Annotated in this window: 17 protein-coding genes; 3 read left to right on the top strand and 14 right to left on the bottom strand. The window is 55.9% G+C overall.

Annotated elements, in window-relative coordinates; translation table 11 throughout:
- The first annotated feature begins 82 nt into the window (after positions 1–82).
- Together MKY86_RS26875 and MKY86_RS26880 are read left to right on the top strand one after the other, a co-directional pair.
- Positions 83–883 (top strand): polysaccharide deacetylase family protein, encoded by an 801-nt coding sequence (locus tag MKY86_RS26875; protein ID WP_076080352.1) that lies wholly within the window; start codon positions 83–85, stop codon positions 881–883.
- A gap of 266 nt (positions 884–1,149) precedes the next feature.
- The gene (locus MKY86_RS26880) at positions 1,150–2,280 is read left to right on the top strand and encodes an IS4 family transposase (protein ID WP_340827600.1); all 1,131 of its coding nucleotides are present in this window, start codon (positions 1,150–1,152) and stop codon (positions 2,278–2,280) included.
- Between the two features lie 378 nt (positions 2,281–2,658).
- Here the strand turns inward: MKY86_RS26880 and MKY86_RS26885 are convergent, their stop codons facing one another.
- The 8 genes from MKY86_RS26885 to MKY86_RS26920 all read right to left on the bottom strand — a co-directional run bounded on the left by MKY86_RS26885 (position 2,659) and on the right by MKY86_RS26920 (position 11,831).
- Complete coding sequence (locus MKY86_RS26885; protein ID WP_076084566.1) at positions 2,659–3,723, bottom strand: hypothetical protein; 1,065 nt, start codon at positions 3,721–3,723, stop codon at positions 2,659–2,661.
- A gap of 711 nt (positions 3,724–4,434) precedes the next feature.
- Complete coding sequence (locus MKY86_RS26890; RefSeq protein WP_076084569.1) at positions 4,435–5,730, bottom strand: homocysteine synthase; 1,296 nt, start codon at positions 5,728–5,730, stop codon at positions 4,435–4,437.
- 145 nt (positions 5,731–5,875) lie between these two features.
- Positions 5,876–6,850: an alpha/beta hydrolase gene (locus MKY86_RS26895; protein WP_340827602.1), complete on the bottom strand. Its 975-nt coding sequence runs from the start codon at positions 6,848–6,850 to the stop codon at positions 5,876–5,878.
- Positions 6,851–7,152: 302 nt separating this feature from the next.
- Positions 7,153–7,899, bottom strand: a complete 747-nt coding sequence (locus MKY86_RS26900; protein WP_209876752.1) for a GntR family transcriptional regulator — start codon at positions 7,897–7,899, stop codon at positions 7,153–7,155.
- Complete coding sequence (locus MKY86_RS26905) at positions 7,886–8,899, bottom strand: sugar kinase (protein ID WP_076084575.1); 1,014 nt, start codon at positions 8,897–8,899, stop codon at positions 7,886–7,888. Before MKY86_RS26905 ends, MKY86_RS26900 begins: the two co-directional genes overlap by 14 nt.
- A complete protein-coding gene (dagF, locus tag MKY86_RS26910; protein WP_076084578.1) occupies positions 8,892–9,647 on the bottom strand; it encodes a 2-dehydro-3-deoxy-phosphogluconate aldolase in 756 nt (251 codons plus the stop codon). Before dagF ends, MKY86_RS26905 begins: the two co-directional genes overlap by 8 nt.
- Entirely contained in the window at positions 9,647–10,753 is a 1,107-nt protein-coding gene (locus tag MKY86_RS26915) for a DgaE family pyridoxal phosphate-dependent ammonia lyase (protein ID WP_076084581.1), read from the bottom strand. The genes dagF and MKY86_RS26915 overlap by 1 nt, the downstream gene beginning before the upstream one ends.
- Positions 10,731–11,831, bottom strand: a complete 1,101-nt coding sequence (locus MKY86_RS26920) for an amidohydrolase/deacetylase family metallohydrolase (protein WP_445669914.1) — start codon at positions 11,829–11,831, stop codon at positions 10,731–10,733. The genes MKY86_RS26915 and MKY86_RS26920 overlap by 23 nt, the downstream gene beginning before the upstream one ends.
- A gap of 269 nt (positions 11,832–12,100) precedes the next feature.
- On the opposite strand from MKY86_RS26920, the gene MKY86_RS26925 reads away from it, so the two are divergent.
- Positions 12,101–14,437, top strand: a complete 2,337-nt coding sequence (locus MKY86_RS26925; RefSeq protein WP_076084586.1) for a helix-turn-helix domain-containing protein — start codon at positions 12,101–12,103, stop codon at positions 14,435–14,437.
- A gap of 316 nt (positions 14,438–14,753) precedes the next feature.
- Here MKY86_RS26925 and MKY86_RS26930 read toward each other — a convergent pair whose 3' ends face one another.
- The 6 genes from MKY86_RS26930 to MKY86_RS26955 all read right to left on the bottom strand — a co-directional run bounded on the left by MKY86_RS26930 (position 14,754) and on the right by MKY86_RS26955 (position 25,086).
- A complete protein-coding gene (locus MKY86_RS26930) occupies positions 14,754–15,770 on the bottom strand; it encodes a glycoside hydrolase family 130 protein (protein ID WP_076084589.1) in 1,017 nt (338 codons plus the stop codon).
- Positions 15,771–16,024: 254 nt separating this feature from the next.
- Positions 16,025–19,192 carry an alpha-mannosidase gene (locus MKY86_RS26935; RefSeq protein WP_076084592.1) on the bottom strand — a complete coding sequence of 1,056 codons (3,168 nt, stop codon included), beginning with the start codon at positions 19,190–19,192 and terminating at the stop codon, positions 16,025–16,027.
- Positions 19,193–19,195: 3 nt separating this feature from the next.
- Positions 19,196–21,499, bottom strand: a complete 2,304-nt coding sequence (locus MKY86_RS26940; RefSeq protein ID WP_076084595.1) for a glycoside hydrolase family 3 N-terminal domain-containing protein — start codon at positions 21,497–21,499, stop codon at positions 19,196–19,198.
- 95 nt (positions 21,500–21,594) lie between these two features.
- A complete protein-coding gene (locus tag MKY86_RS26945) occupies positions 21,595–23,205 on the bottom strand; it encodes an extracellular solute-binding protein (RefSeq protein WP_076084598.1) in 1,611 nt (536 codons plus the stop codon).
- A 37-nt stretch (positions 23,206–23,242) separates the two neighbouring features.
- Positions 23,243–24,154: a carbohydrate ABC transporter permease gene (locus MKY86_RS26950; RefSeq protein WP_036694906.1), complete on the bottom strand. Its 912-nt coding sequence runs from the start codon at positions 24,152–24,154 to the stop codon at positions 23,243–23,245.
- 17 nt (positions 24,155–24,171) lie between these two features.
- Positions 24,172–25,086, bottom strand: coding sequence for an ABC transporter permease (locus MKY86_RS26955; protein ID WP_235192024.1), 915 nt, complete (start codon positions 25,084–25,086; stop codon positions 24,172–24,174).
- Between the last annotated feature and the right edge of the window lie 266 nt (positions 25,087–25,352).

Consider the following 25,352-nt stretch of genomic DNA (forward strand, 5'->3'; position numbering starts at 1 on the left):
TTGGTGGAGCAGTATTCGTCTTAGGCGGAACCGGTGCTCACTTCAAATTCTGTATATTTTATAGTCAGGGAGGATAAAAGCAATGAGAATCAAATTTGATCTTTTTCCGGGCGGAGTTTCTAAAGCGCTAACATTAAGCTGGGATGATGGAAGAATCTACGACCGGCAGCTCGTGGAGATTCTGAATCAGCATGGGCTGAAGGGGTCGTTTCATCTCAATTCGGGGTTGTTCGGCAATGAGGGCTACATCTCACGGGACGAGGTGGCTGCGCTCTATGAGGGGCATGAGATTTCGGCGCATACCAGCACCCATCCTTTCCTTACCATGACTCCGCGCGAGGGGATCACGGGTGAGATTCTGACGGACCGCAAGGCGCTGGAGGCGCTGGCCGGTTATCCAGTCCGGGGCATGTCCTATCCGTTCGGCAATTACAATGATCAGGTGATCGGCCTGCTGCCTGCCCTGGGCATTGAGTATTCCCGTACGGTGAATTCCCACCGCAGCTTCAGTCTGCCGGACAACCTGCTGGCTTGGCACCCTACCTGCCATCACAAGGAGATGCTGGCCCTGGGCAAAAAGTTCCTGGAGGAAAAGCCCCGCTTCTCGTATATGCAGCTGCTGTACGTCTGGGGACACAGCTATGAGTTCAATGACGACGATAACTGGCAGGAGCTGGAGCAGTTCGCCGCCATGATGGGCGGTCACGAGGACATCTGGTATGCTACCAATATTGAAATCGTGGACTACCTGTCCGCGCTGCAAGGACTGCGCTTCTCCGCTTCGCAGGAGATGGTGTATAATCCATCGGCTACGGAGGTGTGGGTCTCTGTGGGGGATGAAGCCTGCCGTATTCCGGGCGGGGGAACGGTGCGGCTGGGTTAGGGAATGCTGGATACGAAGGAGATTTGGTACAGGATTTCGGCAAGAAACGGTACGACTGGATTAGGAGGATTGCTGGGTTAGAAAGATTGCTGGTCACGAAGGAGAAATGTTGTACAAATTGCAGCTTTGATTCATTATTCCCGGGCGTTTGCGTGGAATGTTGCACAAAATATAAGCGTGTTGATTTCCCAATAAAAGGGACAAAAAAGGCCGCCATTTCGGGTAATGGTAAGTACGACCAAACCAAACCGAAATGAGGCGACCTCATGAATAATAATACCCCATTCTTGGCCGTGTTCAAACAAGTATTAACTTCAGAAGAAGTCCAAAGGGTGACCGGGCAAACCGAGAACTACGAGGATACAGGAACCAAAATGACTGTCGGTGTGTTGTTCGACTACTTTATCCAAGCCTGCTACCACCAATGGGATGGCTTTCGTCAAAGTGCTCGGGTGGGCTCGAACTACGATTTGCCCAAGGTTCATTACTCCACTCTTTCGGGCAAAGCCGGTGAAGTGCCTTACGATATCTTCAAGCGTTTGTTTCAACTGCTCGTCCAGAAATGTAACCGGCAAACCCGTCGGCACCTGAATCTGCCTAAAGATCTTCTGCTTATTGACTCTACGACGGTTACGGCGGCAAACTCCCGTATGTCTTGGGCTCCGTATAAAAAATTCAGAGGAGGTATCAAGCTGCATGTGGCCTTCTCGCATGGACAGCATTCACCCGTGAAGGTGGTCGAATCGATTGCCCGGCGCAATGACGCTCCATTTGGAGAAGTCTTGGCCGATAAGGACTACCTTCTAGTCCAGGATCGGGCATATGGAAAAATCGGTCGATTGGATCAATATGTGCAGCAAGGTCAGTCCTTTGTGATTCGTTTGAAAGACAATCTCCACTTGGTGTTGCCGCGAAAACGTCAGCGACCGGCAGAGGGAGACACCAAAATTGTACGTGATATTACCTGTTATATCGGTCAAGGGAAACACCAATCCGCCCAGCGCCACCGCGTCGTTGAATTTGAAAATGACCGGGGCGAAGTCGTACGGGTCGTCACTGATTTGAGAAAAGAGTCCGCTCACGTGATTGCTGAAATTTACAAAGCACGCTGGGAGATTGAAGTCTTTTTCCGCTGGGTGAAACAGCATTTGAATGTCCCTTGTCTGTTTGGAAACACCGAAAATGCAGTGTATAGCCAATTGTTTGTGGCCCTTACCGCATATGTGCTTCTAAAATACATTTTTGATGAAATTCATCCGAAGGTACCGGTCTTTGCTAAGCTGACTCTTTGGGAATTTATGCAGTACTGGCGTATATTTAATCTTCCGCTGGAGTGGCAGGTTCAGCTTAATCAGCTCAGGCGTAAAGAACATTTAGGTGTTTTTGTCATCCCATAATATGGGTAATCAACACGCCTGCATTTCATGCAACAATCCATAGTTACAGCCGACTTAACGTGGGGAATGTTGTATTTAGTGCAGGATTTTGGCTACAGCAGCCGGTTAGTTCAAAGGTACACTGTGGTGCGGTAACTCCCAGCTATATGCAGCACAATATAACCCGATTCCGCCGCAGCCTGAATGGCTGGTGGAATCGGGTTATTGTTATAGTAGAGTCACTTAGGCACTGAGAGTTGTCGGTAATAATGTATGGTCCGGCGGCCCAAAGGCCTGATTACCGGCGTGTGACGGTGATAATGCTCAGGCGGTGGCAGCAGCTTGAACAGCTTGAGTCGCAGCTCTAGATGAATTAGGAACAGCCGCTCTGTCTGCCTGCTACTGCCAGCCTCCGGCGGCAGCATCAGGATGCTCCTGCCTCGCTATCCAGGTGAGGCAGGCCGCCCGCAGCAGCGCGTCGGTCCGCTGGGCCGCGCCGCAGAAGACCCCGCTCAGGCCGATCTCATACAGATCGGCCAGCGCGTACGCCGCCGGTGCCCCCGCGGCGAGCACTGCCGCCGCCGGCCGCACCCGGCGCACGGCGGCCAGCACCCCAGCCGCCGCCTGCGCGAAGCCCTCGGCGGCGTTCTCCCCGGGCGCGGCCTCCTCCGCCGCGCCGTCCAGCACCAGGAAATCGGCGATGCGCGCGATTTCCCCGGCGGCAGCCGGCCCCACATCGGGCGCGAGCAGCGCCCCGATGCGGCAGGCTGCCGCATAAGCGTGGCCGAGAGTCTGCTCGGCCACGCCCTCAATGAATTCGCGCTGCGCCGCGAATTCCTCCAGGCTGGCGGGGTACGGCGCCAGCAGGTCAATGCGGCTGTCGCCGCCCAGCCGCTGGCTGTGCAGGACGGCGGCGAACAGCGCGCCGAGCTGCGCGTCCTGCAGCGCGGCCAGCCGGTCCGGGCGGGCGGCGAGCTCCGCCGTGTAAGGCAGAGTGACTGCGGCCCATACGCCGTCTGCCGACTCCAGGAGGTCGGCAGCAGCAGCCCGCAGCCGGTGATAGATCCGCTGCAGGATACGCTCAGCCTGCACCGGCTCCTCATCCCCGCACGACATCCAGCGCGAATAGAGCGCCGACAGTTCCGGCTCGTGCAGCCATTCCTCGCCCCGGATCAGGCAGGGCCCCGCAGGGTAGACGCCGGGCGGCTCACGGCGGACAGCCCCGTCCCCCCTGCCCTCGCGCAGCACCAGGAAGGCCTGGCGCTCCCCGGGACGGCGGATATACGTGCGGCTCGTACTCACGTTACTCTTGCGCCGGTCCCCCTCAGCAAGAAATTCCGCTGCGGCGGAGGCTACAGATGCGGACTGGCTCATCTCCACGCCAATGGTCCGGTCCCCGGCGTTATACTTGAACGGGCGCTCTTCCTTGTTTGGATCATCCTTCTGCTGGCGTTCACCCTTCATCCTCGCACCCACCCTTTACCTTTGAATTACTGCCGCTCCGCTCCCCTGAAGAGAAGCTGCCAGCATATTAAGAGGCTTCAATCTATAAATACTGGCAAAGGTACTGAAATATGCAAACGGTATCAAAGGAATGCATAAGCAGCGAATTTACTTACCTTCTGCTTGACGCATTGGTGATCTGTTGTATTTACTACAGCAGATACTCTCTTTAGCGGTTGTAAAAAGCGATCTATTGCAGTTTGTACAGCAGATTTTTGCGGGAGAGGTGTTTTGGGGCCGTATGCCGGAAATCTGTTGTATGGAATACATCAGAACGGATTTTAACGCCGGATATGGCCTAATCTATTGCAGAAAATACATTCGCCGCCCCGCTTCCTTGCGGATCAATTCCTCACGTACGCTTTTCTCACAAACCATCTCCTCATTTCCTCATTTCCTCGCAAACACTCCTGCTCCTCCTGCTCCTCCCCCTACTCTCTATCCCACCTCCTGCTCCCGCCAAAAAAACAAGACCACCGCCTAATGCAGAAACACTCTGCATCAAACAGTGGTCTGTAACTCCTATAGCCGCAAGGAACTGTGCTTAATTGAAACCAGTTGGGGGGGGGGCAGTACACCGCTTCTGCTCACCGTCTATCCAGCTACAACTCTCCGGCAGCTCAGCGGCTCAACCTCCCACTCCCCAGCACAGCCCGCTCCCGCTAATCCAGTCTAAGCCTGCTGGCTGGCAGCGATCGCCTGCTCCAGATCATAGAGGATATCGTCGATGGATTCAGTACCGATGGACAAGCGCAGCAGCTCCGGTGTAACACCGGCGGTAATCTGTTCTTCGTCCGACAGCTGCTGGTGAGTGGTGCTCGCCGGGTGGATGATCAGCGACTTGGAGTCGCCGACATTGGCCAGATGGGAGAACAGCTTCACGTTCTCGATCAGCTTCACCCCTGCGGCCGCCCCGCCCTTAATTCCGAAGGTCAGAATCGCGCCCTGGCCCTTAGGCAGATATTTCTGTGCCAGCTCATACGAAGGGTGACTCTGTAGTCCAGCATAGCTGACCCACTCTACCGAATCATGCGCCTCCAGATACTGGGCAACCTTGAGTGCATTCTGGCTGTGGCGCTCCAGACGCAGGTGCAGCGTTTCTAGACCCTGCAAAAGCATCCACGAGTTGAACGGTGAAATGGCCGCGCCTAGGTCACGAAGCAGTTGAACCCGCGCCTTGATGATATAAGCAATCGGACCGACCGCTTCAGTGTAAACTACCCCGTGGTAGCTCGGGTCCGGCTCGGTCAGGCCCGGGAACTTGCCGCTGGCCTTCCAGTCGAACTTGCCGCCATCCACGATGACTCCGCCGATAGAGGTACCGTGGCCGCCGATGAATTTGGTCGCCGAGTGCACGACGATATCCGCCCCGAATTCAATCGGACGCAGCAGATACGGACTTGGGAAGGTGTTGTCTACAATCAGCGGAATCCCGTGCTCGTGGGCGATGGCTGCAACCTTTTCGATATCCAGAACGTTCCCTTGCGGATTACCAATCGTCTCAGCGTAGAGCGCCTTGGTCTTGTCCGTAATCGCTGCCCGGAAGTTCTCCGGGTTATCGGAATCCACAAAATTCACCTTAATGCCCAGCTTGGGCAGCGTCGTGGAGAACAAATTATAAGTTCCGCCGTACAGGCTTGCGGAGGAGACAATCTCATCCCCTGCCCCGGCAATATTCAGAATAGAGAAGGAAATCGCTGCTGCTCCGGAAGCGGTCGCCAGTGCCCCTGCCCCGCCCTCCAGCGCGGCAAGACGCTGCTCAAACACATCGGTGGTCGGATTCATCAGCCGGGTATAGATGTTGCCGAACTCCTTGAGCGCGAACAGATTAGCAGCATGCTCCGCATCCCGGAAACCGTAGGATGTAGTCTGATACAGCGGCACGGCACGGGCTAAAGTAGTGGGATCAATCTCCTGGCCTGCGTGGATGGCGAGGGTTTCAAAGGACAGCTTGCGCTCTTCTGACATGGGTATTTCCTCCTCTAAAATAGGTAATGTCAAATGTTAACTCTATAAGATTGTACCTATTCTCTCACAAACCATGTCATTTGAAAAGATAAAATTCTTATTAATTCACTGTGTTTTATTAAGTTTAGTAAGCCCCGGCATAGCCTCATGGCTGCTGCGCTATCCCCTTCATGAAGCTCATGAATTTCTCCGCAATTTCTTTGGGATGGGAACGGTACAAATAATGATTGGCATCCAGCAGCTCCATGTCTGCATTTACGGAATTCTGGATCAGCTTCTCATGCTCAGGAATCCATTGATCGGTTGCCGGATGCTCTGCTTGAACAAAAAGAAGGACAGGAAGATTAGGAGGGAACGTTACCCCTCGCTGTTCAGCCCCTCTAAAGCTGGAGTACATGTTTTCTGCCTCATTTAACAGAGTGGTGTTATACATATTTCTCTGTATCAGCAGTTTCAATTGTTCTTTGGTATGTTCATCATATGCCAGTCCCTCATAAGGGTCAGCACTCAGCTTCAATTGCAGCCGGGCGAACCCCAGATTGCGGAACCATTTAACCATGCTTGTCTCTGAAGACTCTATTTTCTTCTCGCTCAGCGAGGGTACACTGTTATCCAGTCCGACAAATGCACTGACTTCATCAGTATATTTGTTCACATAATCCAGACTGTAAATTCCTGAAATGGAATGGCCCATAAGGATGTAACGGTCAATATTGAGCTGCTGCAGTGCTTCATGGATTTCACTTACGATGTTCTCTGAGGTTCGTTCTTTCTTCGTCGCATCGCTTAAGCCATAGCCGAAAGGCTCAACAACTACAACCTTATAATGTGGAGACAGCTCGTCAATGAGCAGCTTGAAATCAAGCGCCGGTGAAGCTGTTCCGAAGCCGGGAAGCAGCACAACCGTGTCCGGGCCGTCGCCTTGAATGAACACATTCATATTCTTGCCGTCTACGGATACATGCTGGCCGTAAGGCTCTATCCTTTTGGCCTCCGCATTGCTGCTGATTACATTCGTGATATACACAATCCCCACAAAAATCACAATAGCGAGCAGGATGGCTCCCAATATTTTAAGCAGAATCTTGCGCAGTTTCTTGAACCCCGTTTGATTTCCCATTATGTTATTCGCCGATGCTCTCATGTTCATCTTCCCCTATCTTAACTGGTAGTAAGCTTGCTTCATTGACGTTAATGCAAGCTTACCGAACGAAGATGTACTCTTTATGACGACAATATGAACAGAATATGAACCGAATATGTACTATCAGGCGGACGCTACCGCTCCTACAGTTCCAAAATTCCCCTCCGCCACTTTCCCTTTCCGTATATTTTCAAGTTCAATCTATATAAGCAAAAATGCTACAGTTACCTACAAGCGAGCTTGTGTGCAACCGTAGCATAGAATGAGAGTGACGAGCCTCAGGTGTCGTAGCTGACCAGATAATGATGGAGCTCCGTATTATAGCTGCCGATGCTGTGTTCGATCAGCCTGCCTTCCCCGTCATAGGAGTTGCGCAGGCGCTTCAGCACAGGCGTCCCCGGCGGAAGCTTCAGCAGCAGGCATACCTCGGGTGGTGCTGACTCGACAAAAAACCGGTCCCTGAAGTTCTCCAGCACGATGTCGTTCTCCTCCAGCGAGTCGTACAGGGACTGGATGTCCTCCCCCAGCTCTGCCGACCCTCCGCCCGGCAGGGCTGCTGCCGTCAAGAAGTGCACCAGATGGATATAAGGCTGTCCATCCAGAATATACAGACGTTCAATCCGCTGGCAATACGGCCCGTAGCGGCTGTATTCCTCTGTCCCAGTCTCATTGGTGACCAGACTTGTGCTCAGCAGCTTCTTTTCCAGCTTATGACCTGCTTCAACCAGCAGCTCTGTGAACCGTTTGCCCTTAGAGAGCTTCTGATAGGCGGTATTGCGCATGACAATGGTTCCGACACCGCTTTTCTTCTGCACATAGCCTTCCTGGGCCAGCTCCTGGACCGCGCCGCGGACCGTCATTTTGCTGACACCGAACTCTTTCTCCAGCTGCGGCTCGGAAGGGATAATGCTGCCGAGCGGGTATACCCCGTGCAGAATCCGGTCCTTGAGGATCTTCTGGATCTGCTGGTATAAGGGGCCTTGCTTGCGTTTCAGAGACACCTTACGTTCACTACCTTTCAACATCTGAGGTATGGCCATCCAGCGCGCGGAGCACCTCGCTCTCGGTGAACAACGCTGTATCGCCCGGGATGGTATGGGCCAGCATCGCTGCGGCCGCTGCCATATCCACCGTCTGCTGCTGCGGATAATCCTGCAATTCACCATGAATAATGGCACTGGCAAAAGCATCCCCGGCACCGATCCGGTCATACACCGGGAAGGTGAGCTTACGGGAGAACGCGAACGTACCTTGACGGTACAGATATCCTGTGAGGGAATGCGTATTGTCTGCGTTAATCTCACGGTGGGTGCCCGCTGCCGCTGCGATTCCGAAGCGCTCCGCCACAGCGTGCACCGCTTGCTTCAACTGTGTTATTCTATCATAATCTGCCGCTGCGGTGCCAAGAATGTACAGCGCATCCTTCTCGTTCATCAGCACCAGATCGGCAAGCGTAAGCAGCTCTTCGTAATGCGGGCGGGCCTTGGCATACCCCTCCTCGCCCCATAATGCCGGACGGTAGTTACAGTCGAATACCACCCTGCCCCCCGCACGCTTCACCTCTGCCGCAAGCTGCTTCATTTGCCCGCGCACCCTGTCATTCATAGCCAGCGTAATGCCGCATAGATGAAGCACATCCACCCGGGAAGCCAGCGCCGCCATATCATACTGACCGGCCTCAGCGGTATTGAAGCTGCTGCCCAGCCGGTCGGTATACGTGACTCTTCCGGGGCGGGCACCGAAACCGTTCTCCAGGAAGTACATCCCGAGGTGCTTGCCGCCCCGGCGGATCAGTGACGTATCTACCCCAAGCTTGCGCAGATAAGCGATTGCGGCTTCCCCTACCGGAGTCTCCGGCAAGGTCGTGATTAATGCTCCGTTATGGCCATATCTGGCCAGCGCTGCCGTTACATTTACCCCGCTGCCCGAAAAAGAGTACTCCAGCCTGCTGCTCTGGGCCAGTGTCTCCACCCCCGGAACCTGCAGCCGCATCATCACTTCGCCAAATGCAGCGATTCTAGGCATACCGGTCCACCAGCGATTTCATCGTATCAAGCAGTGTGCGGACATCCTGCACCCTCGTGCTTCCGGTCTCAGGATCAATGATGGAGGAATAGACATGCGGGATTACCTGCGGTACACCCGCCTGAAGCGCAATCTCCAGAATGGGCGCGAAGTTATCCAGATCGATGCCGCCCGTAGGCTCCAGGGCAAAACCTTCTTCTCCGCAGGCCTTGGCTACCGCACGATACTCTTCTTCCAGCTCCAGCCCCTTCATCGGATAATATTTGAGCGCATTGCCGCCCATGTCCCGGACCAGGGCGATGGCAGCGTGCACCGGAACGATGGCCTGCGAAGCATTCCCCGCGCTGACCGGGCCGGTGGATATATTGACATAACCGGGCTGTCCGCAGGGAGAGACCAGGCTGTTAATCCAGCTATCTTTTGCTCCCAGATTGGCCCGGGTCGCTCCTACAGCCGGAAACACCTGATTGATATGGCTGCCCGCATAGCTGGAAGCAATCTCTGCGACTACCGCCGCCTGGCGGTTGTCCCCGGCTCCAAGCCCGATGGATACGGCGTCCTGAATCACCTGTCCATATTCCGTCATAGCGGCGGATGCTTCCCTGGCGTTGGCGTAATTTTTGGAGAGTACGCCTACCAGAACATGCCCTTCGGCAGCCTCGTATATATCCTTGGCATTCCTGATACTGCCGGCCAGTACATTCAGTGCCGCTCTGTTCTTATAGAATCGCTCCTGAATCTTGCTCATTATGATCTGCCCCCTATAATCTCATGAATTCTGCTGACAATGACCTGCAGATCATCGCCTTGCAGCGGCCTTGGATCGATATCGAAATACCCTTGCTTCACTCCATAGTCCCGGGTGTAGACTGCAATCTCGCCTTCCCGCAGGCGGTCATTGACCTCCCTTGCATCCACGCCCGCAGCAGCAGCATCAATCTGGATGCGTCCCCGGTAAATCGCCCGGCCCGCTTCATCCTGCACGATGCGGACCGACACTCCGGGAAGACCGGCCAGCGGCTGAAGCGCCTCCAGCGCCTGCTTCTCCTGCTGGCTGTTGTCCGCCTTGTCCTGGTACTCGTCCAGAGCCTTGAGCAGTCCGAAGGTCGTCTCTTTGCCGACCTTCATGCTGCGGCCGATCCCGTGCAGCTGCACCTTCAGCCACCCGATGTATTCCTGCTTTCCGGCTACAATGCCCGAAGTTGGACCTTCCACAGCCTTCGAGCCGCTGTAGATGGCCAGATCCGAATACTGGACATATTTGCGCAGGTCCTCCTCCGCAGCCGCATCGACAATCATCGGTACTCCCCTGCGCTGTGCCACCTCCCAGGCTTCCTCCACCGAGATCATATTCTTCTGGACGGCGTGGTGGGATTTCACATAGAGGATCGCTGCGGTACGTTCACCGATGGCCTGTTCAATATGCTCTGCACGGCCTTCGTTGGCATATCCCGCTTCAACCACCCGGCCGCCGCCAAGGAAAACCATCGTCTCCACCGGCGCTCCATACTGCACATTATGGCCCTTCAGCATAATGATCTCATTCTTCAGCACCGGCTCCTGGTGCAGACGCAGACTGAGGCGGGGATCTCCGGCGGTCACAATGGCTGCCACCGACAGCGCAATGCCGCTGGAGGCCGAATTCACGACAACAGCCCCTTCCGAGCCGAGCAGACGGGCGATGTACGCTCCCGATTTGTCCACCAGATCCGCAATCTCCACGTACTGCTGCCCGCCCTGCTTCATTGCCTCCATCACCGAATCTGTTGGCGCAGATACACCAAGGATGCTCATTCTTCCACTGGCATTAATCACACGCTTCAATCCATATTTAGCTTGTAATGAGTGATCCATTGATAAAGACTCCTTTTGCTTCAATATAGTGATTCGCGGTCCGGACATCGCCCTCCGAGTCCATAAGCTGCTTCTCTCCGGCTTCCAGAGCGAACAAAGTCAGGTTGGCCTGCCCGCCTACCCGGATCTGCCCAAGCTCCGGCTTGCCGAGCCACGCTGCGGCGCTGCTTGTGACTGCACGGATCACCTCTTCCAGGCTGTAGCCGAGATAGAGGAATTTGGTCAGTACATCCGCCATACTGTACACTGGACCATTCAGCCTGTTGCCCCGGTAGATGTCTGTGCTGATCGTATTCAGGACAATCCCGGCCCGCTTGGCCTGCTCCGCCACTTGGAAGGAGAAGCTTGCCGTGCCGTGTCCTACATCCAGCAGGACGCCCCGGGCCACAGCGTCCAGCAGCTCGGGCAGCGGGGTTCCGCCCTCCTGGAACAGATTATTGGCTTTGCCGTTCAGGTAATGGGTAATTACATCGCCTGCCCGCAGCAGCTCCAGCACTTCGCAGATGGCAGGCGGAGCGGAGCCGATATGCACCATGAGCGGGAGCTTCATCTCATCCGATAAGGTACGCGCCAGCTTAAGCGGCTGTATGCCGCTGTCTTTGACGACGCTTTGGCTGATGCGGGCTTTCAGGCCGACGATGAATTCAGGATAAGCCTCTACTGCTGCAAGTGCGCAGTTTCGGTCAATCCAGTCCAGCTTGGAGAGCTCATCGGTCCGCGTAAGGCCGATCCTTGAGATATTGAGCAGCGCGAATACCCGTGTATCCGCCAGAAGACTGGCACTATAAAAAGCCCCGATCCGGTCTGCCCCGCAGCTTCCGGCATCCACCACTGTCGTCACTCCCTGCTTCACCCCGATCTCGTCGATCACATCGCCGTAGGGGTCAAGCTCCGGCACAGCATGTACATGCAGATCAATCCATCCGCTGGAGCCGTATAACCCGGAGCAGTCCAGCAGGGTCCTGCCTTCTGCCTGGCCCGGCGGGGTAATCGCGGTGATGATTCCATCCTGAATGGAGATATCCACCGTCCGGCCGTCCACCAGCCGCAAATTGCGCAGCACGTTCTCTGTGCCCACTTGTCCCATCTCCTTCTTCAATTACAGATTTACAGGGGAATTACAAAAAATGATTAATGACATGAACTCCATAGATCCTTATATTTAACAAGTAGTAACGGCCATGCCGTCCTCTTATAAAAATATAAAGCCGCTTCACTCTAAAGATTATAATGTTATAATGTTTATAGTAGCACAAGTGTAATCCAGAAGAGAACTGCAATTTCTAAGTCAAGAGGTTCCATCCTAGATTTCTAGTCCGAATATCTTAACACTGGAGGTACTGCTGTATGGCTAATTCCGCACCCAAGCCATCCTTGCTGAACCGGTTCCGGCTGACCTGGAATCATTTCAAGTCAAGGCTGCTGCTGAAATACGCTTTTTCCTATATCCTCATGTTCCTGATCCCGCTCACGGGTGTTACCATCTTCGTCTATGAAAACGCCGTCAAGGGCCTGCGTGTCGAAATTGAACAGTCCAATGTCAATCAGCTCAATCAGGTGAAAAGCACCATCGACGGCCGGATGAACGAGCTTCAGGAGATCGCTGGCAGAATTGCCTATGATAAGCATCTGACTCCTTATATGGTCCGGCATCCCTATTACAGTCTGGAGGCGATTCAGGCACTGGCGAATTACAAGGCCAGCAGCAGCATCGCGGAGGATCTGTTCCTCTACTTCCACGGTGATTCCAATATCTATTCTTATCGCGGCCTGGCTGATCTTCATGTCACCTTCGATACCCTCTATCAGTTCGAGCGCTGGACCCCGGAGGAGCTGCGGCGCGACTTGAACGAGACCCGTCAGCCGCTCGTCCGTCCTGCCGAGAATGTGACCGTCAATTCCCGGATGGAGCCGATGCTCGCCATGCTTGTCCCGGTGAAGCCGAATGACCCGTTCCCTTACGGGACGGTCGTCTATCTGATGAAGGAATCCAATCTTACCGGCGTCATGGATTCGGTTCTGAGTGATTTCTCAGGCAGCAGCTATATCTTCGGCCCCTCCGGCGAGGTGCTGACCGCGAACAGCCATGGCGTCAGCTTTCCCCAGAACGAGCTTCAGACCCTATCCGCCCTTGAGCCGGGGATACACAATCTGGAGCTGGACGGGGAACAGTACTCCGTCGTGTCCGTGCAGTCGGAGGAGAATGGCTGGACCTACGTCACCACGATGCCCAGCTTCCAGTTCTTCAGCCGGGTTGCCCATGTCCAGACACTGATTCTGATTGTCTTCTGTATTACAGTCGTTACAGGCATAGCGGCCGCGCTGCTGCTGGCCAAGCGGCAGTATCACCCGATCCGCGATCTGATGGAGTTCGCCAAGCCGAGAGGCAACAGCAATGAGGCTCCGAAGCTGCGCGATGAATGGGAGTCCATCCGGCAGACGCTTCATGACTACAGTGCCCGGATTGATCTCCAGGAGCCTTTTGTCCGCAACCAGTGCATGCTGCTGCTGCTCAAGCACGGCCAGCCGGATGATCCCGAGATTGAACAGATGATCCTGAGCGCAGGCTTCCGGCATCCGCAGGGACAGGGCCTCTACTTCTCGGCCATCCTGTCCTGGGATGATACCGCTCCGGGCGGCAAGTCCTGGCAGGAACGCCATCTGCTGCAGGAGATGCTGAGCAATATCTGCCTGCCGGGCCCGGATGCGCAGATCTTCGGAATTGAATTCTCGGTCAAGGACCAGTTCGCCCTGATCATCTCCCTTCCAGGGGAGGGGGAGCTGCCCGTTCAGAGCCGGATGGAGCAGGTGATTGAAGCGATTCAGGATGTGATCCGTGAACACTCGCAGCTTGCGCTGAGTATCGGTGTCGGTATGGCCTACCGTGATCTCGCCCGGCTGAACCAGTCTTTCATTGAAGCCGCCGCCGCGCTGGAGCACCGGATGATCCGGCGCAGCGGCCAGGTCACCTACTTCGAGCAGCTTGCGGAGCTGAACCCTGCCGCTGCCGAGAGCTTCTGGATTCCGCGCAAAACCATGCTGAAGCTGGAGCAGAGTCTGAAGCAGGGCAACGAATCGGTAGCGGCCCAGATGATTACCGACACCATTGACATGATCAAGGACGAGCCGCTGCAGGTTCATCTGCTGCGGTGTATCTGCTTCGATCTGCTGAACGCTTTTCTGCGCACCGCCTCCGAGCTGGGTATGGATGAGGTGTTCACCAATATGCCGGAGCTGACCTCCTTCGAGACATTAGAGGAGCTGGAGAGCCGGCTGCTCTCGCTGGCTTCCGCCATTTGCGCGCAGGTCGAGCGGAACACCGAGACCAGTGAGTCTTCCCTGATGGATGACATTCTGGCGTATGTGGACCAGCAATTCGCAGACTACACCCTCAGCCTGGAGCATGTAGCGCTGAAGTTCGCCATCTCGACCTCTTATTTAAGCCGGAGCTTCAAGGAGAAGACCGGCAGCAATTTCTCGCAATATATCTGGCAGCGGCGTGTGGACGAGGTCATCCGGCTGCTGGAGAACACCAGCGCTCCGCTCAAGGAGATTATCGAGCAGGTCGGTTACCTGGATGCACCCAACTTCATCCGCAAGTTCAAAAAAGAAACCGGTCTGACGCCGGGGCAATACCGCAAGGAACATGCCTTGAAGGGGGCCGCTGCGAAAAGACCGGTTTGATTGGGCGGAGCCTCCGCCTACAGTTTGAGTTGAAACCTCTAATCGCTAATGGGCGATAACTGCTAAAATTGGAGTAATTGTACTACGTACAATAGAATCCGGGCAAAACGATCAAATAATCCCTTCTACTGTACTCTGTACAATAGATTTCACTGAAATGAAGTGAAAGTACCTGAAACCTGAGAATCTAATGTATAAAATACATTAGGTTCTTTTTTCAAGTGAATTTAACCTCAGTCTGTTGCACTAAGTACAATAGCGCAATAGTCCATCACCGAAGCCCCCGCCACATTCCACCATAAGGGCTGCTTCCCGGCTACTCCGCTTCCTGCAGAATATGCTCCACCAGTTCATCCAGCGGCACCGTGGCGAGCGCGATCGCTGTGTCCGTTACGCCGTAGTAGATATAGAGCAGACCGTCCTTGACCACATTGCCGGTCGGGAAGATCACATTCGGGATCTGGAAGCCGAATTTCTCGTAATACGTCTCCGGCTCCATAATGAAGTTATGGGTCCGGGCAATGATCTTCTCCGGCTGCTCCAGATCCAGCAGCATCGCCCCCACGCGGTAGACGATCTCTTCATCGACGCCGTGATAGAGCACCAGCCAGCCCTTGTCTGTACGGATGGGAGGCGTAGAGCCTCCGATCTTCCGCGATTCCCAGGACAGGTTCCCGGCGGTGGCGAGCAGCTTGGGTTCTTCCCAATTCACGAGATCCTCGGAATAGGTAATCCACATGGCAGCTTTCTCCGTGCCGTAGGCCTCGCCCACATATTCTTCAGGGCGGCGGAGCAGCACGAATTTGCCGTTTATTTTCTCAGGGAACAAGATGTTGTCCCGGTCGTTGATGTCGAGTGGCGTGGTGTCAGCGACGAACTCCCAGTCCAACAGATTGGTTGACTTCAGAATCGAGGAGCGGGTCAGCCAGTGGCCCTCCTCTTCCCCCCAGCCGTCCGGGTAGGTCGGAATGGAGCGCTCGGGGACGCCGCGCCCGGTAGGATAATAGCTCATGGCGCAAGGGCGCAGGGCGTAGTTGAGGTAGAAGGTTCCGTCAATCTTCACAATACGAGGGTCCTGCACGCTACCGTGCGGGAAGCCCAGCATATCCGGCGTGACAATCGGCTCATCCTTCACATGGGTAAAGTTCACGCCGTCCTCGCTCTCTAGGAGGCCGAGATAGTTCTTGCACGGGGTCAGGGAACCGGCTGTACGCTCAATCATATAGAACTTACCGTTATCGATGATGACCGCCGGGTTGAACACGGTCACCTTACGCCATTCATAGCCGCCCGGGACGACAATCGGATTATTGGGATGTCTTGTAATTTGCATGTCTATTCCTCCTGCGAATGATGTTGGTGGTATATAAGAAGCACTTAGCCTTTGGACTTGAAGCTTGATCGTCACTCCGGTGAACATTTGGACTTTCGGCCGCTGTTGTCAACAGATTTCTTGATTTAATCCGCTTTTCAGCGGTTGAAACCCGTTGACAAAGGCGGACGCTGCCGCTCCTACAGTTCCAAATTTCCCCTCCGCTTCTTTGCTTTCAGTTAATTTCATTCGTGCTTATTTGCTTTCAATTAATTTCATTTGTGCTTCTTATATAGCTTAAGCGTCTGGACCTCATAAGGTCTGAAGGACAGCGGAATCACACCACCGAAGGTCTCCACGGAACCGGTCGTGCTCTCCAGCAGATTGACGCGGCAGGCGCTGATCTCCTCGTCCTTCCAGTCCAGCGTGGCCGACTCTCTGCTGCCCGCAGCTTCATACAGCCGGATAATCGTTCCGCTGCCGTCCTCTGCTTGCTTGATCGTATCAAGCATGACATGACCGCTCTGGAAGGCGAGCCAGGCATGGGTGCTTGGATAGCGGCCGGGATGTGCAGCTTCGCTAATCGCCAGCAGCGGCTCATTCAGCGCTGCCGCTTCCCGTACCACATCCGCCTGCCGCCACTCTCCGCTGTGCGGATATAGGGAATAAGTAAATTCATGCTCTCCCTGATCGGCATTGCGGTCCGGCCAGCGCGGGGAACGCAGCAGCGAGAGGCGCAGCACCCCGTTATGGATGTCATAGCCGTATTTGCAGTCGTTCAGCAGGCTGACGCCATAGCCGCCCTCGGACAGATCGGCCCAGCGGTGTCCGCAGACCTCGAATTGCGCCTGCTCCCAGCTGGTGTTGCGGTGAGTCGGGCGCTCCAGTGTGCCGAACGGAATCTCATACGTAGCCTTCGCGGCCACAATATCCACCGGAAAAGCAACCTTCAGCAGCTTATGCTGCTCCCGCCAGCTTACGCGGGTGCGGAAATCCACTCTGCGGCTGTTCCGGGGCAGTACAATCTCCTGTTCAATCTGCGATTCACCGAGCTGCCAGCGGAACTTCAGCACGGTCTGCACAGGTCCGCTGCTGACTACCCGGCGGTCCAGCAGCTTCGCCTTGCCCGCAGGCTGCTGCTCATAACGCGGGTCTATATCCCAGGCATCCCACAGCGGCGGGGTGTCATGATAGAACTGCAACTGGTTGCCGGTCTGGCCGGGCTGGAGCAGCTCGCGGTCCGCGCTTTTGTCCAACCAGCGGCTGATTTCGCCGTCTTCATTGAATGTCAGGATATAATGGTCCGTCTCCCATTGCTCCGGGAACTCGTCTCCGGCGGCGGGATCACCCTGCAGCTCAAGCCGTACTCCGGCTGGCTCCGCAGCCTCCCGCAGCCAGATTGTCCGGCAGCCGAAGGCCGGAACCTTACGGACCTGTACAGCCAGTGTGTAGCTGTCCCCGCCAGCCTCCGTGTTCCAGCATTCGCTCGGCAGCAGGCCGTCTTCATCGAATACCTGCACCTCTGCCAGCTCAGGACCGCCCTCCAGCCGGATGACCTCCGTCCGCTCCCAGCCCAGGCTGTTGAAGACCACATAAGGGCGGCCTTCGCCAGAAGTATTCACCCGGCCTGCCAGAGTGTGCAGAGCAGTGTCCAGCACCTGTCCGCCCAGACGGAAGATCTCGGCGTATTCCTCCCGCGAGGTCGTATACACCTCCGGGATGGAAGTCCCCGGAATGATGTCATGGAACTGGTTGAGCAGCAGCAGCTTCCAGCCCCCGGCCAGCTCCCCGGCGGGCAGCAGACGGTGCCCATCCGGCTGATCCGGCTGCTCCAATTCCAGGGCACCATCCTTCTCCGCCAGCACGCTCCAGATCTCCGCCTGCCGGTACAGAATCTCCGCCTTGCGGTTGCTGCGCTTATTGAAGGCATGGGTCGTGAAGGTCCCCCGGTGCAGCTCCAGATAGAGATCGCCGTGCCACGCCGGAAGCTCCGGCTGACGCGCACCGATCTCCGAGAAGAACGCTTCGGCCGTAGAGAATCCACTGACCGGCTGGCCCGGCGCGAGATCAGTACGGGCCACATATTCCAGCATCTCGTGCGTGACTCCGCCTCCGCCGTCGCCGTGGCCGTAGAGCAGCATCAGCTCATCGTGCTCTTCCTTCTGGGCGTAGGCCTCCCAGTGCTCTTGCACATCCTTCGGATGCGTATGCTCGTTCACCCCATGGTTCTGATAGGCCACAATCTTCGTCCCGTCAATGCCGACCCAATGGAATAAGGTATGCGGGAAGGGATTGGTATCATTCCAGCCCAGCTTGGTGGTCATGAAATAATCGATGCCCGCCTGCTTCAGCAGCTGCGGCAGGGAAGCGCAATAGCCGAAGGTATCCGGCAGCCATTCAATCGTGGAATGCTTGCCGAATTCCTTCATATAGAAGCCCTGGCCGTACAGCATCTGCCGCACCAGCGACTCCCCGCCGGGAATGTTCAGATCCGGCTCCACCCACATGCCGCCGACCAGCTCCCACCGGCCTTCGGCAATCCGCTCCTTGATCCGCCCGTATAGCTCGGGATAATGCTCCTTGGCGAAGGCATAGAGCTGGGGCTGGCTCTGCGAGTACCGGAAGTCCGGGTACTTATCCATCAGGGTGCAGACGGTGGAGAAGGTCCGGCTGACCTTGCGCACTGTCTCCCGGACCGGCCACAGCCAGGCCACATCAATATGGGACTGGCCGACCATATGCATCGTCCCGGGGTTCAGCCCTGCGGACCGTTCCGCCGCCGCCGCCGACCGTAGCTGCTGTTCCGCCGCAGTCACGGCCTCAGAGTCCAGCAGCAGCTCCTCTTTCATATAGAGCGCGTCCATCACCCGCTCCAGCGCCTTAAGGCTGCGGATGCGGCGCATGTCTCCCTCCGGCAGCAGGAGGGCTGCTTCGTGTACGATTCGCACCGTATACAGTAGGCTGTATACCGGACGATTGACGCGCACAAGCTTCATTTCAATGCCCGTCAGTGGCGGCTTAATCACCGCCTGCCGGTTCAGCGGATCCTCCGGCTCAGGCACCGGATCATACAGCTCGATGTCCAGCTTGAGGCATTCACCCGGAGCATAAGAGGGCAGCGGAATGAACCAGTGATTGCTGTCCAGCCCATGATAGGGCGCTCCGTCCAGCTTCAGCAATCCTTCCCCGCGTCCCAGATAGAGCAGCGCTGCTTCTTCCGGTCCCCAATCCCCCGGAACCGTAATCTCCCGCTGAAGGAAATACGTAGTACCATACCCGCCATCCAGCCGGGAAATGTTGTACTCCTGATGCAGTTCCTCCTCATGCTCATAGCAGCCCGGAGTGAGGTAACGGGAGTTGCGCATCCTCCATTCCGCAAGCTCTATCTTCTCAGCCCACTGCCGCTTAGCCAGCCATCCGGTGAACCGCTCCATTCGCTTCATCGCTTAGCCCTCCTCTCTGACCTGGAGCGGCGCGCTCAGATACTCTGCGGAGTGCGGGCCTGCCATCACCGCGAATTCTCCCGGTTCGACGATCCGCGTCAGATCCGCTGATACGTATTCCAGCTCCTCCCGGCCTACACGGAACGTTACTGTCTGCGTGTCTCCCGGCTGGAGGCTGATTTTGCGGAAGCCCTTCAGCTGCTTCTCGGGCCGGGTAATGGAGGAGGCCAAGTCGGAAATATACAGCTGGACCACCTCGCTGCCCGCCCGGTCACCCCTATTAGTTACATCCACGGAGACAAGCGCTTCTTCATCCGCAGAGATTACAGGAGGCTCCACCTTCAGGTTGCTGTAGTTGAATTCACTGAAGCTAAGACCATAGCCGAAGGGATATTCGGCGTGGAAGTCTGTCTCCAGATACCGTTTGCCTCTCGTCCGCCGCTTGTAGTAATACACGGGAAGCTGGCCGACATGCTTCGGGATGCTGATCGTCAGCCGCCCCGAAGGATTCACCTCGCCGAACAGGATATCGGCAATTGCATGTCCGCCCTCCTGGCCTGGGTACCACGCCTCCAGAATGGCGTCGGCGTGCTCTACAATCCAAGGCTCGGCAATCGGGCGTCCGTTGATATAGACCACAATCAACGGCTTGCCCAGCTTGCGAAGCTCTTGCGCCAGCTCCAGCTGCACGCCCATCAGATTCAAGGTGGACCGGTCGATGCCCTCCCCGCATTCCATGTCGCTCCAGGAATGCTCCGTCACGACAGAAGCGCCGGTGAGCAGATCAATCGTCCCCTCACCGAAATCTCTGGCGCTGGAGCCGCCGATGGCCAGCACCACCGCATCGGCTTCGGCCGCACAGGCCAGCGCAGGGGCGAAGCCTTCGCGGGAATCGCCCTTGATCCGGCAGCCGGGGGCATACAATACCCGGTCCGCTTCGCCGCCCAGCGCCTGCCGGATGCCGTCCAGCACGGTGACGATGGCACCTTTAGGCTGCGGCGAAGTATAGTCGCCAAGCTGATTGTACGGAGCATCCGCATTGGGACCGATTACGGCAAGCTTGCGAATCCCCTTGCTTAGCGGCAGCGCTGCGTTCTCATTCTTCAGCATGATGATGCTCTCACCGGCGATCCGCCGCGCCAGCTCCCGGTGCTCCGGCTTGCCGATGATGCTCTCCGCCTGCTCAGGATCGGCATAGGGGCGGTCAAACAGCCCGAGCTTGAACTTCAGCTCCAGAATCCGCGCCGCCGCGCGGTCCAGATCGGATTCCTGCAGCCGTCCATGCGTGATAGCAGCCGCGATATGCTTCTCGAACATCTCACCCGACATCTCCATATCAATGCCCGCCAGCAGGGCCTGGGCTACAGCCGTTTCTCCGCTATCTGCGGTGTTATGACCATTCGTCAGCATGCCCAGCGCTCCGCAGTCCGTGATTACGAAGCCATCGAAGCCCCACTGCTCACGCAATACATCCTGCAAAAGATAACGGTTCGTCGTACAAGGTACGCCGTCAATCTCGTTGTACGCTGTCATAATGGACAGCGCTCCGGCCTCTACCGCCTTACGGAACGGCAGCAAATCGACCTCATGCAGCTCGCGCAGTCCCATATGCACGGGCGCAGAGTTGCGCCCGCCTTCCGAGCTGCCGTAGGCAGCGAAGTGCTTCAACGTGGCCAGCACGGAATCCTCCGCGTCCAGCCGTTCTCCCTGCAAGCCCTTCACTGCTTCTACACCCATCGCCGCAATCAGGAACGGGTCTTCGCCGAAGGTCTCCTCCGTCCGGCCCCAGCGCGGATCGCGCACCACATCCAGCACCGGCGAGTAGGTCGCCGCCCCGCCCTGGCTGCGGGTCTCCAGCGCTACCACCCGGCACATCTCCCGGTATAGCTCCGGGTTCCACATGCTCCCCAGAGCCAGCGGAACCGGGAATACCGTCGCTCCGATAGCCATATGCCCGTGAGAGCACTCTTCGCCGAACAGAATCGGAATCCCGAGCCGGCTCTCCTGCATGGCGTAAGCCTGAATTGCATTAACAGCCTCCGCCCCCTCCTTCGGGGACAGGCCGGTCTCCAGCGTGACCCCGGTCCACGGGTCGGCACGCAGCGTCCCATACAGGGAGCCGACGCCTCCGGCGGCAACCTGGCGCTTGAAGGCCTCTGTCATGCCTGTGGTTCCGTCCGCGCGCTTCTCATAGCACTGCCAGCCGAAAGGCTGGACTAATTGTCCAGCCTTCTCTCCAAGCGTCATGCGCTGCAGCAGGTCCTGTACCCGATCTGCCACAGGGCGCGCTTTATCCTTATAGATCATTTTTACAGCACCTTTCTGCATTAGTCATTCATGCCGCTCTTTAGCGGCACTTCAGAGGATGAATTTTCGAAGAAGATGGATAGAGCCTGTAGGATTTAGTTGGTTTTCCAGCGGTCATAAGCAGCCTGGTTGATCTCAGCCACTCGCTCTCCGCCCATCTTCTTGACAGTTGCCACATAATTATCCCAGCCGGTCAGCGGCTCGGCGCCGGTGATGAACTTCGCTTCCATCTGCTTGACATAAGTGCTCAGATCCGAATTCAGACTGCTGATTTCCGTCTGCTCTTCCACCGTCAGGAACAGGGCCGGGAACGGAATCCGCGCGCCTTTATCCAGCAGCTTCTGCTTAGTCTCCTGCTCTACCCAGAGGTCAAAGTCCGTCTTCAGCCCCTTGTTGATGTCATCCATGGACAGGGTTGGGGCAGGAATACCGTAGTTCGGCGTCAAGGTGGCCCGGAAATCTTCCATTTCCTTGCCGTCCGGTACAGGCAGGTATTGCTTCACGCGGTTCTCTTTGTCGGTGTACTCCCAGAGCGTTCCCTCCGGTCCTTTATTGAAGAACAGAGCGCCTTCATAGGAATAGAGGTAATCCACCCAGCGGAGCGAGGCTTCCGGTGCCGGATTGCTGTTCGTGATGGCGAATGCGCCAGTCGTAATCCCTCTGTTCTTGGCAATCGCCGGAGCGGACACCGATTCACTGCGCACCGGGGCGAACATCGGATCTGCCGTGGACGGCTCCCCGCCCTTCGTCATATAAGCGTGCCAGTCGGAAAAGAGCGCCACGCGGTTATTCTGCGCCTTGGCCTTCTTTTGCTCCGCCGTCTGCGAGAAGCTCTCATGATCCAGCAGCTCCTCGGACCACAGGCGGTTCATATACGTCAGATACTCCTTATAGCCTTCTTCAAGCGGCGTATAGTGGACCTTGTCCGCATCGTCTACATAGATTTCTTCTTCATAGATGCCAAAAGCGCCCAGCAGCCAGGTGCGGATATCGCGGAGGTTCGCGGCGGTGGTGGTCACCGAAGAGATCGGAATTTCATCGGCGGTTCCGTTGCCGTTCGGATCTTCCTCCTTCACGCGCTTCAGGTAAGTGTACAGCTCCTCGGTCGTTTCCGGCAGCTTATCGATGTTCAGCGCCTTCAGGAAGTCCCCGTTATACCACATCGGGTTGCGGTACCAGTGCTGGCTCATTTCCACCACCGGCAGAGAGTAGATATGACCGTCCGGGGCTGTGATCGATTTGCGCACATCCGGGTTCTCCTCCAGCAGCGCCTTGAAGTTCGGAGCGTATTCTTCAATCAGGTCTTCCAGTGGAATCAGAATCCCCTGTTCGCCGTAATTCATCTGCTCGGCAGTCGTCAGACCGGCCGCGTAGAAGATATCCGGGTAATCGCCGCTGGCGAACACCAGATTCTTTTTGGTATCGAAGCTGTCCTTCGGCGCATTTTTATATTCCATCGTAATCCCGGTCTTCTCCTTCATCTGCTGGAGCACGGGCATATTCTCCCAGTTCTGAATGCCTACATCCGGGGCCATCATGGACAGAGTGATAGGCTCACTCACAATCGGGAAGCCCTCCTTGTTCACCGTAGCCTCGCCAGTACTCTTATTCGCGTTGCCTTCATTGGAGCTCCCGCAGCCTGCCAGCAGTCCAACAATGACAGCCGAAGACAGCAGAATCTTCCATGGTTTACGTGTGATCTGCATTAATAATTCCTCCCTTAGGTTCATTACATTTTAACCTTTAGCCTTTCACAGAGCCAATCATGACGCCTTGGACAAAATAACGCTGCAAGAACGGGTAGACCGCCACAATCGGCAGTGTCGACACAACGATAACTCCGTATTTGACCAGCGATGCCGTCTCCGCCTTATTATTCATGGCCATAGCTACCTCGCCGTTGATCGCAGCGCCTGTAGTTTCGGCCGACATTTCCTGCAGGACCAGAATCTGGCGCAGCACCATCTGCAGCGGATACTTGGCTTCATCATTCAAGTAGATCAGGGACGGGAAGTAGCTGTTCCAGTGTCCAACCCCGTAGAACAAGGCCATCACGGCGACAATCGGCGCGGACAGCGGCAGGATGATGCGGATGAACAGCTTCAGATTCGTACAGCCGTCGATGTGGGCCGCTTCCTGTAGTTCTTTTGGAATGGTGGACTGGAAAAAGGTGCGGGCAACCACGATGTTCCACACCGATGCAGCCACCGGCAGGATCAACGCCCCCATGCTGTTAATGAGGCCCAGATTCTTGACGAGCAGATACGTCGGTACCAGCCCGCCGCTGAAGAACATTGTGAACAGAATGAGGCCCATGAACAGCTGGCGTCCGACAAAATCAGACCGGCTGAGCGCATATGCAGCAGGCAGCGTAACCGCCAGATTCAGCAGAGTGCCCACCGCTGTGTAGATGATGGTATTGAGATACCCGTTCCAGATCTTCGGGTTCTCGAACACCAGCTTGTAGCCGTCCAGCGTCACATTCTTCGGGAACAGCCACATCGCGCCCGAATTGACATCCTGTGGCGAGCTGATGGACGCGCTGAGGATGTAGATCAGCGGATAGAGGACCACTACCAGCGCAAGGCACAAATAGATGTAGGTGCTGATCAGAAACAGCTTATCTCCCCTGGATTCTTTCATCGCAGTAACCAAAAGACTTCAACTCCTTTCTACCAGAGGCTGTTCTCACTGGTGCGTTTGGCAATCCGGTTCACGGTAACGAGCAGTATTACATTGACCACCGAGTTGAACAATCCGACAGCGGTCGAGAAGCTGTATTGGGCATTCACCAGACCGGCGCGGTAGACATAGGTGGATATGACATCAGAGGCTTCCATGTTGAGCGAATTCTGCAGCAGCAGGATTTTCTCGAAGCCCAGGCCCAGAATGTTACCCATGTTCAGAATCAGCATGATCGTAATCGTGGGTATAATCGTCGGCAGATTGATATGCAGCACCCGCTTGATCCGGCTGGCTCCATCCACGATGGCCGCTTCATGCAGCTGCGGATCTACGCCGGAGAGCGCTGCGAGATAGATAATCGTCCCCCACCCGGTGCTCTGCCAGACGCCTGAGAAGACGTATACCGTCTTGAACCAGGCCGGATCGGTCAGGAACTGTGCGGGCTGGAAGCCCAGGAATTCAATCGCCCGGACAATCATTCCGCTGGAGGGCGACAGGAAGGTAATAATCATCCCCGCCATAACGACCACTGAGATGAAATGCGGCGCATAGGTAACCGTCTGGACCGACTTCTTGAACGGGCCGTTGCGGACCTCATTGAAGGCCAGGGCCAGAATGATCGGCAGCGGGAACCCGATGGCCAGCTCATAGAAGCTGATGCTGAACGTATTCCACAGCAGATCCCAGAAGAAATAAGAATTGAAGAACCGCTCGAAATGATCGAAGCCTACCCAGTCGCTGCCTGTAATGCCTTTGGAAGGTACGAAGTTCTTGAAGGCAATCTGAATGCCGTACATCGGACCATAATGAAAGATGAAGAAATACAGTAACGCGGGAAGCATGAACAGATAGAGCTCCCAATTCTGCCAGATTCTTTTGCCAAGGGACTTGTTCCCCTTCATTCTCCCACTCCTCTCTATGTTAGTTTTCATTACACATAAATCTGTATCCGCTTCGCATTCTTGCAATAGCCTTGCCTGCTAACGCTTACATCCCAAATTGTAGTGAAACTAAGCTGACATCGTAAATATGTAGGTTGTGCATTGTCATGTTAACGGAGTGTAAAACCGCGCTGCTACGGGGCTTACGGGCTTAATAGCTTGTATAGGCCGCTGCTGGCTAGCTGCCGTAAATGTGTGAATTATGAACCCTCCTCCCCCCTGCAAAA

Source organism: Paenibacillus sp. FSL R7-0333 (assembly GCF_038000365.1).
GTDB classification, from domain to species: Bacteria; Bacillota; Bacilli; order Paenibacillales; family Paenibacillaceae; genus Paenibacillus_AQ; species Paenibacillus_AQ silagei.

Bases quoted from the DNA above. Each gene is read 5' to 3' on its own strand.
- MKY86_RS26875 (WP_076080352.1), top strand. From the start codon at position 83: ATGAGAATCAAATTTGATCTTTTTCCGGGCGGAGTTTCTAAAGCGCTA.
- MKY86_RS26880 (WP_340827600.1), top strand. From the start codon at position 1,150: ATGAATAATAATACCCCATTCTTGGCCGTGTTCAAACAAGTATTAACT.
- MKY86_RS26885 (WP_076084566.1), bottom strand. From the start codon at position 3,723: ATGAAGGGTGAACGCCAGCAGAAGGATGATCCAAACAAGGAAGAGCGC.
- MKY86_RS26890 (WP_076084569.1), bottom strand. From the start codon at position 5,730: ATGTCAGAAGAGCGCAAGCTGTCCTTTGAAACCCTCGCCATCCACGCA.
- MKY86_RS26895 (WP_340827602.1), bottom strand. From the start codon at position 6,850: ATGGGAAATCAAACGGGGTTCAAGAAACTGCGCAAGATTCTGCTTAAA.
- MKY86_RS26900 (WP_209876752.1), bottom strand. From the start codon at position 7,899: ATGTTGAAAGGTAGTGAACGTAAGGTGTCTCTGAAACGCAAGCAAGGC.
- MKY86_RS26905 (WP_076084575.1), bottom strand. From the start codon at position 8,899: ATGCCTAGAATCGCTGCATTTGGCGAAGTGATGATGCGGCTGCAGGTT.
- dagF (WP_076084578.1), bottom strand. From the start codon at position 9,647: ATGAGCAAGATTCAGGAGCGATTCTATAAGAACAGAGCGGCACTGAAT.
- MKY86_RS26915 (WP_076084581.1), bottom strand. From the start codon at position 10,753: ATGGATCACTCATTACAAGCTAAATATGGATTGAAGCGTGTGATTAAT.
- MKY86_RS26925 (WP_076084586.1), top strand. From the start codon at position 12,101: ATGGCTAATTCCGCACCCAAGCCATCCTTGCTGAACCGGTTCCGGCTG.
- MKY86_RS26930 (WP_076084589.1), bottom strand. From the start codon at position 15,770: ATGCAAATTACAAGACATCCCAATAATCCGATTGTCGTCCCGGGCGGC.
- MKY86_RS26935 (WP_076084592.1), bottom strand. From the start codon at position 19,192: ATGAAGCGAATGGAGCGGTTCACCGGATGGCTGGCTAAGCGGCAGTGG.
- MKY86_RS26940 (WP_076084595.1), bottom strand. From the start codon at position 21,499: ATGATCTATAAGGATAAAGCGCGCCCTGTGGCAGATCGGGTACAGGAC.
- MKY86_RS26945 (WP_076084598.1), bottom strand. From the start codon at position 23,205: ATGCAGATCACACGTAAACCATGGAAGATTCTGCTGTCTTCGGCTGTC.
- MKY86_RS26955 (WP_235192024.1), bottom strand. From the start codon at position 25,086: ATGAAGGGGAACAAGTCCCTTGGCAAAAGAATCTGGCAGAATTGGGAG.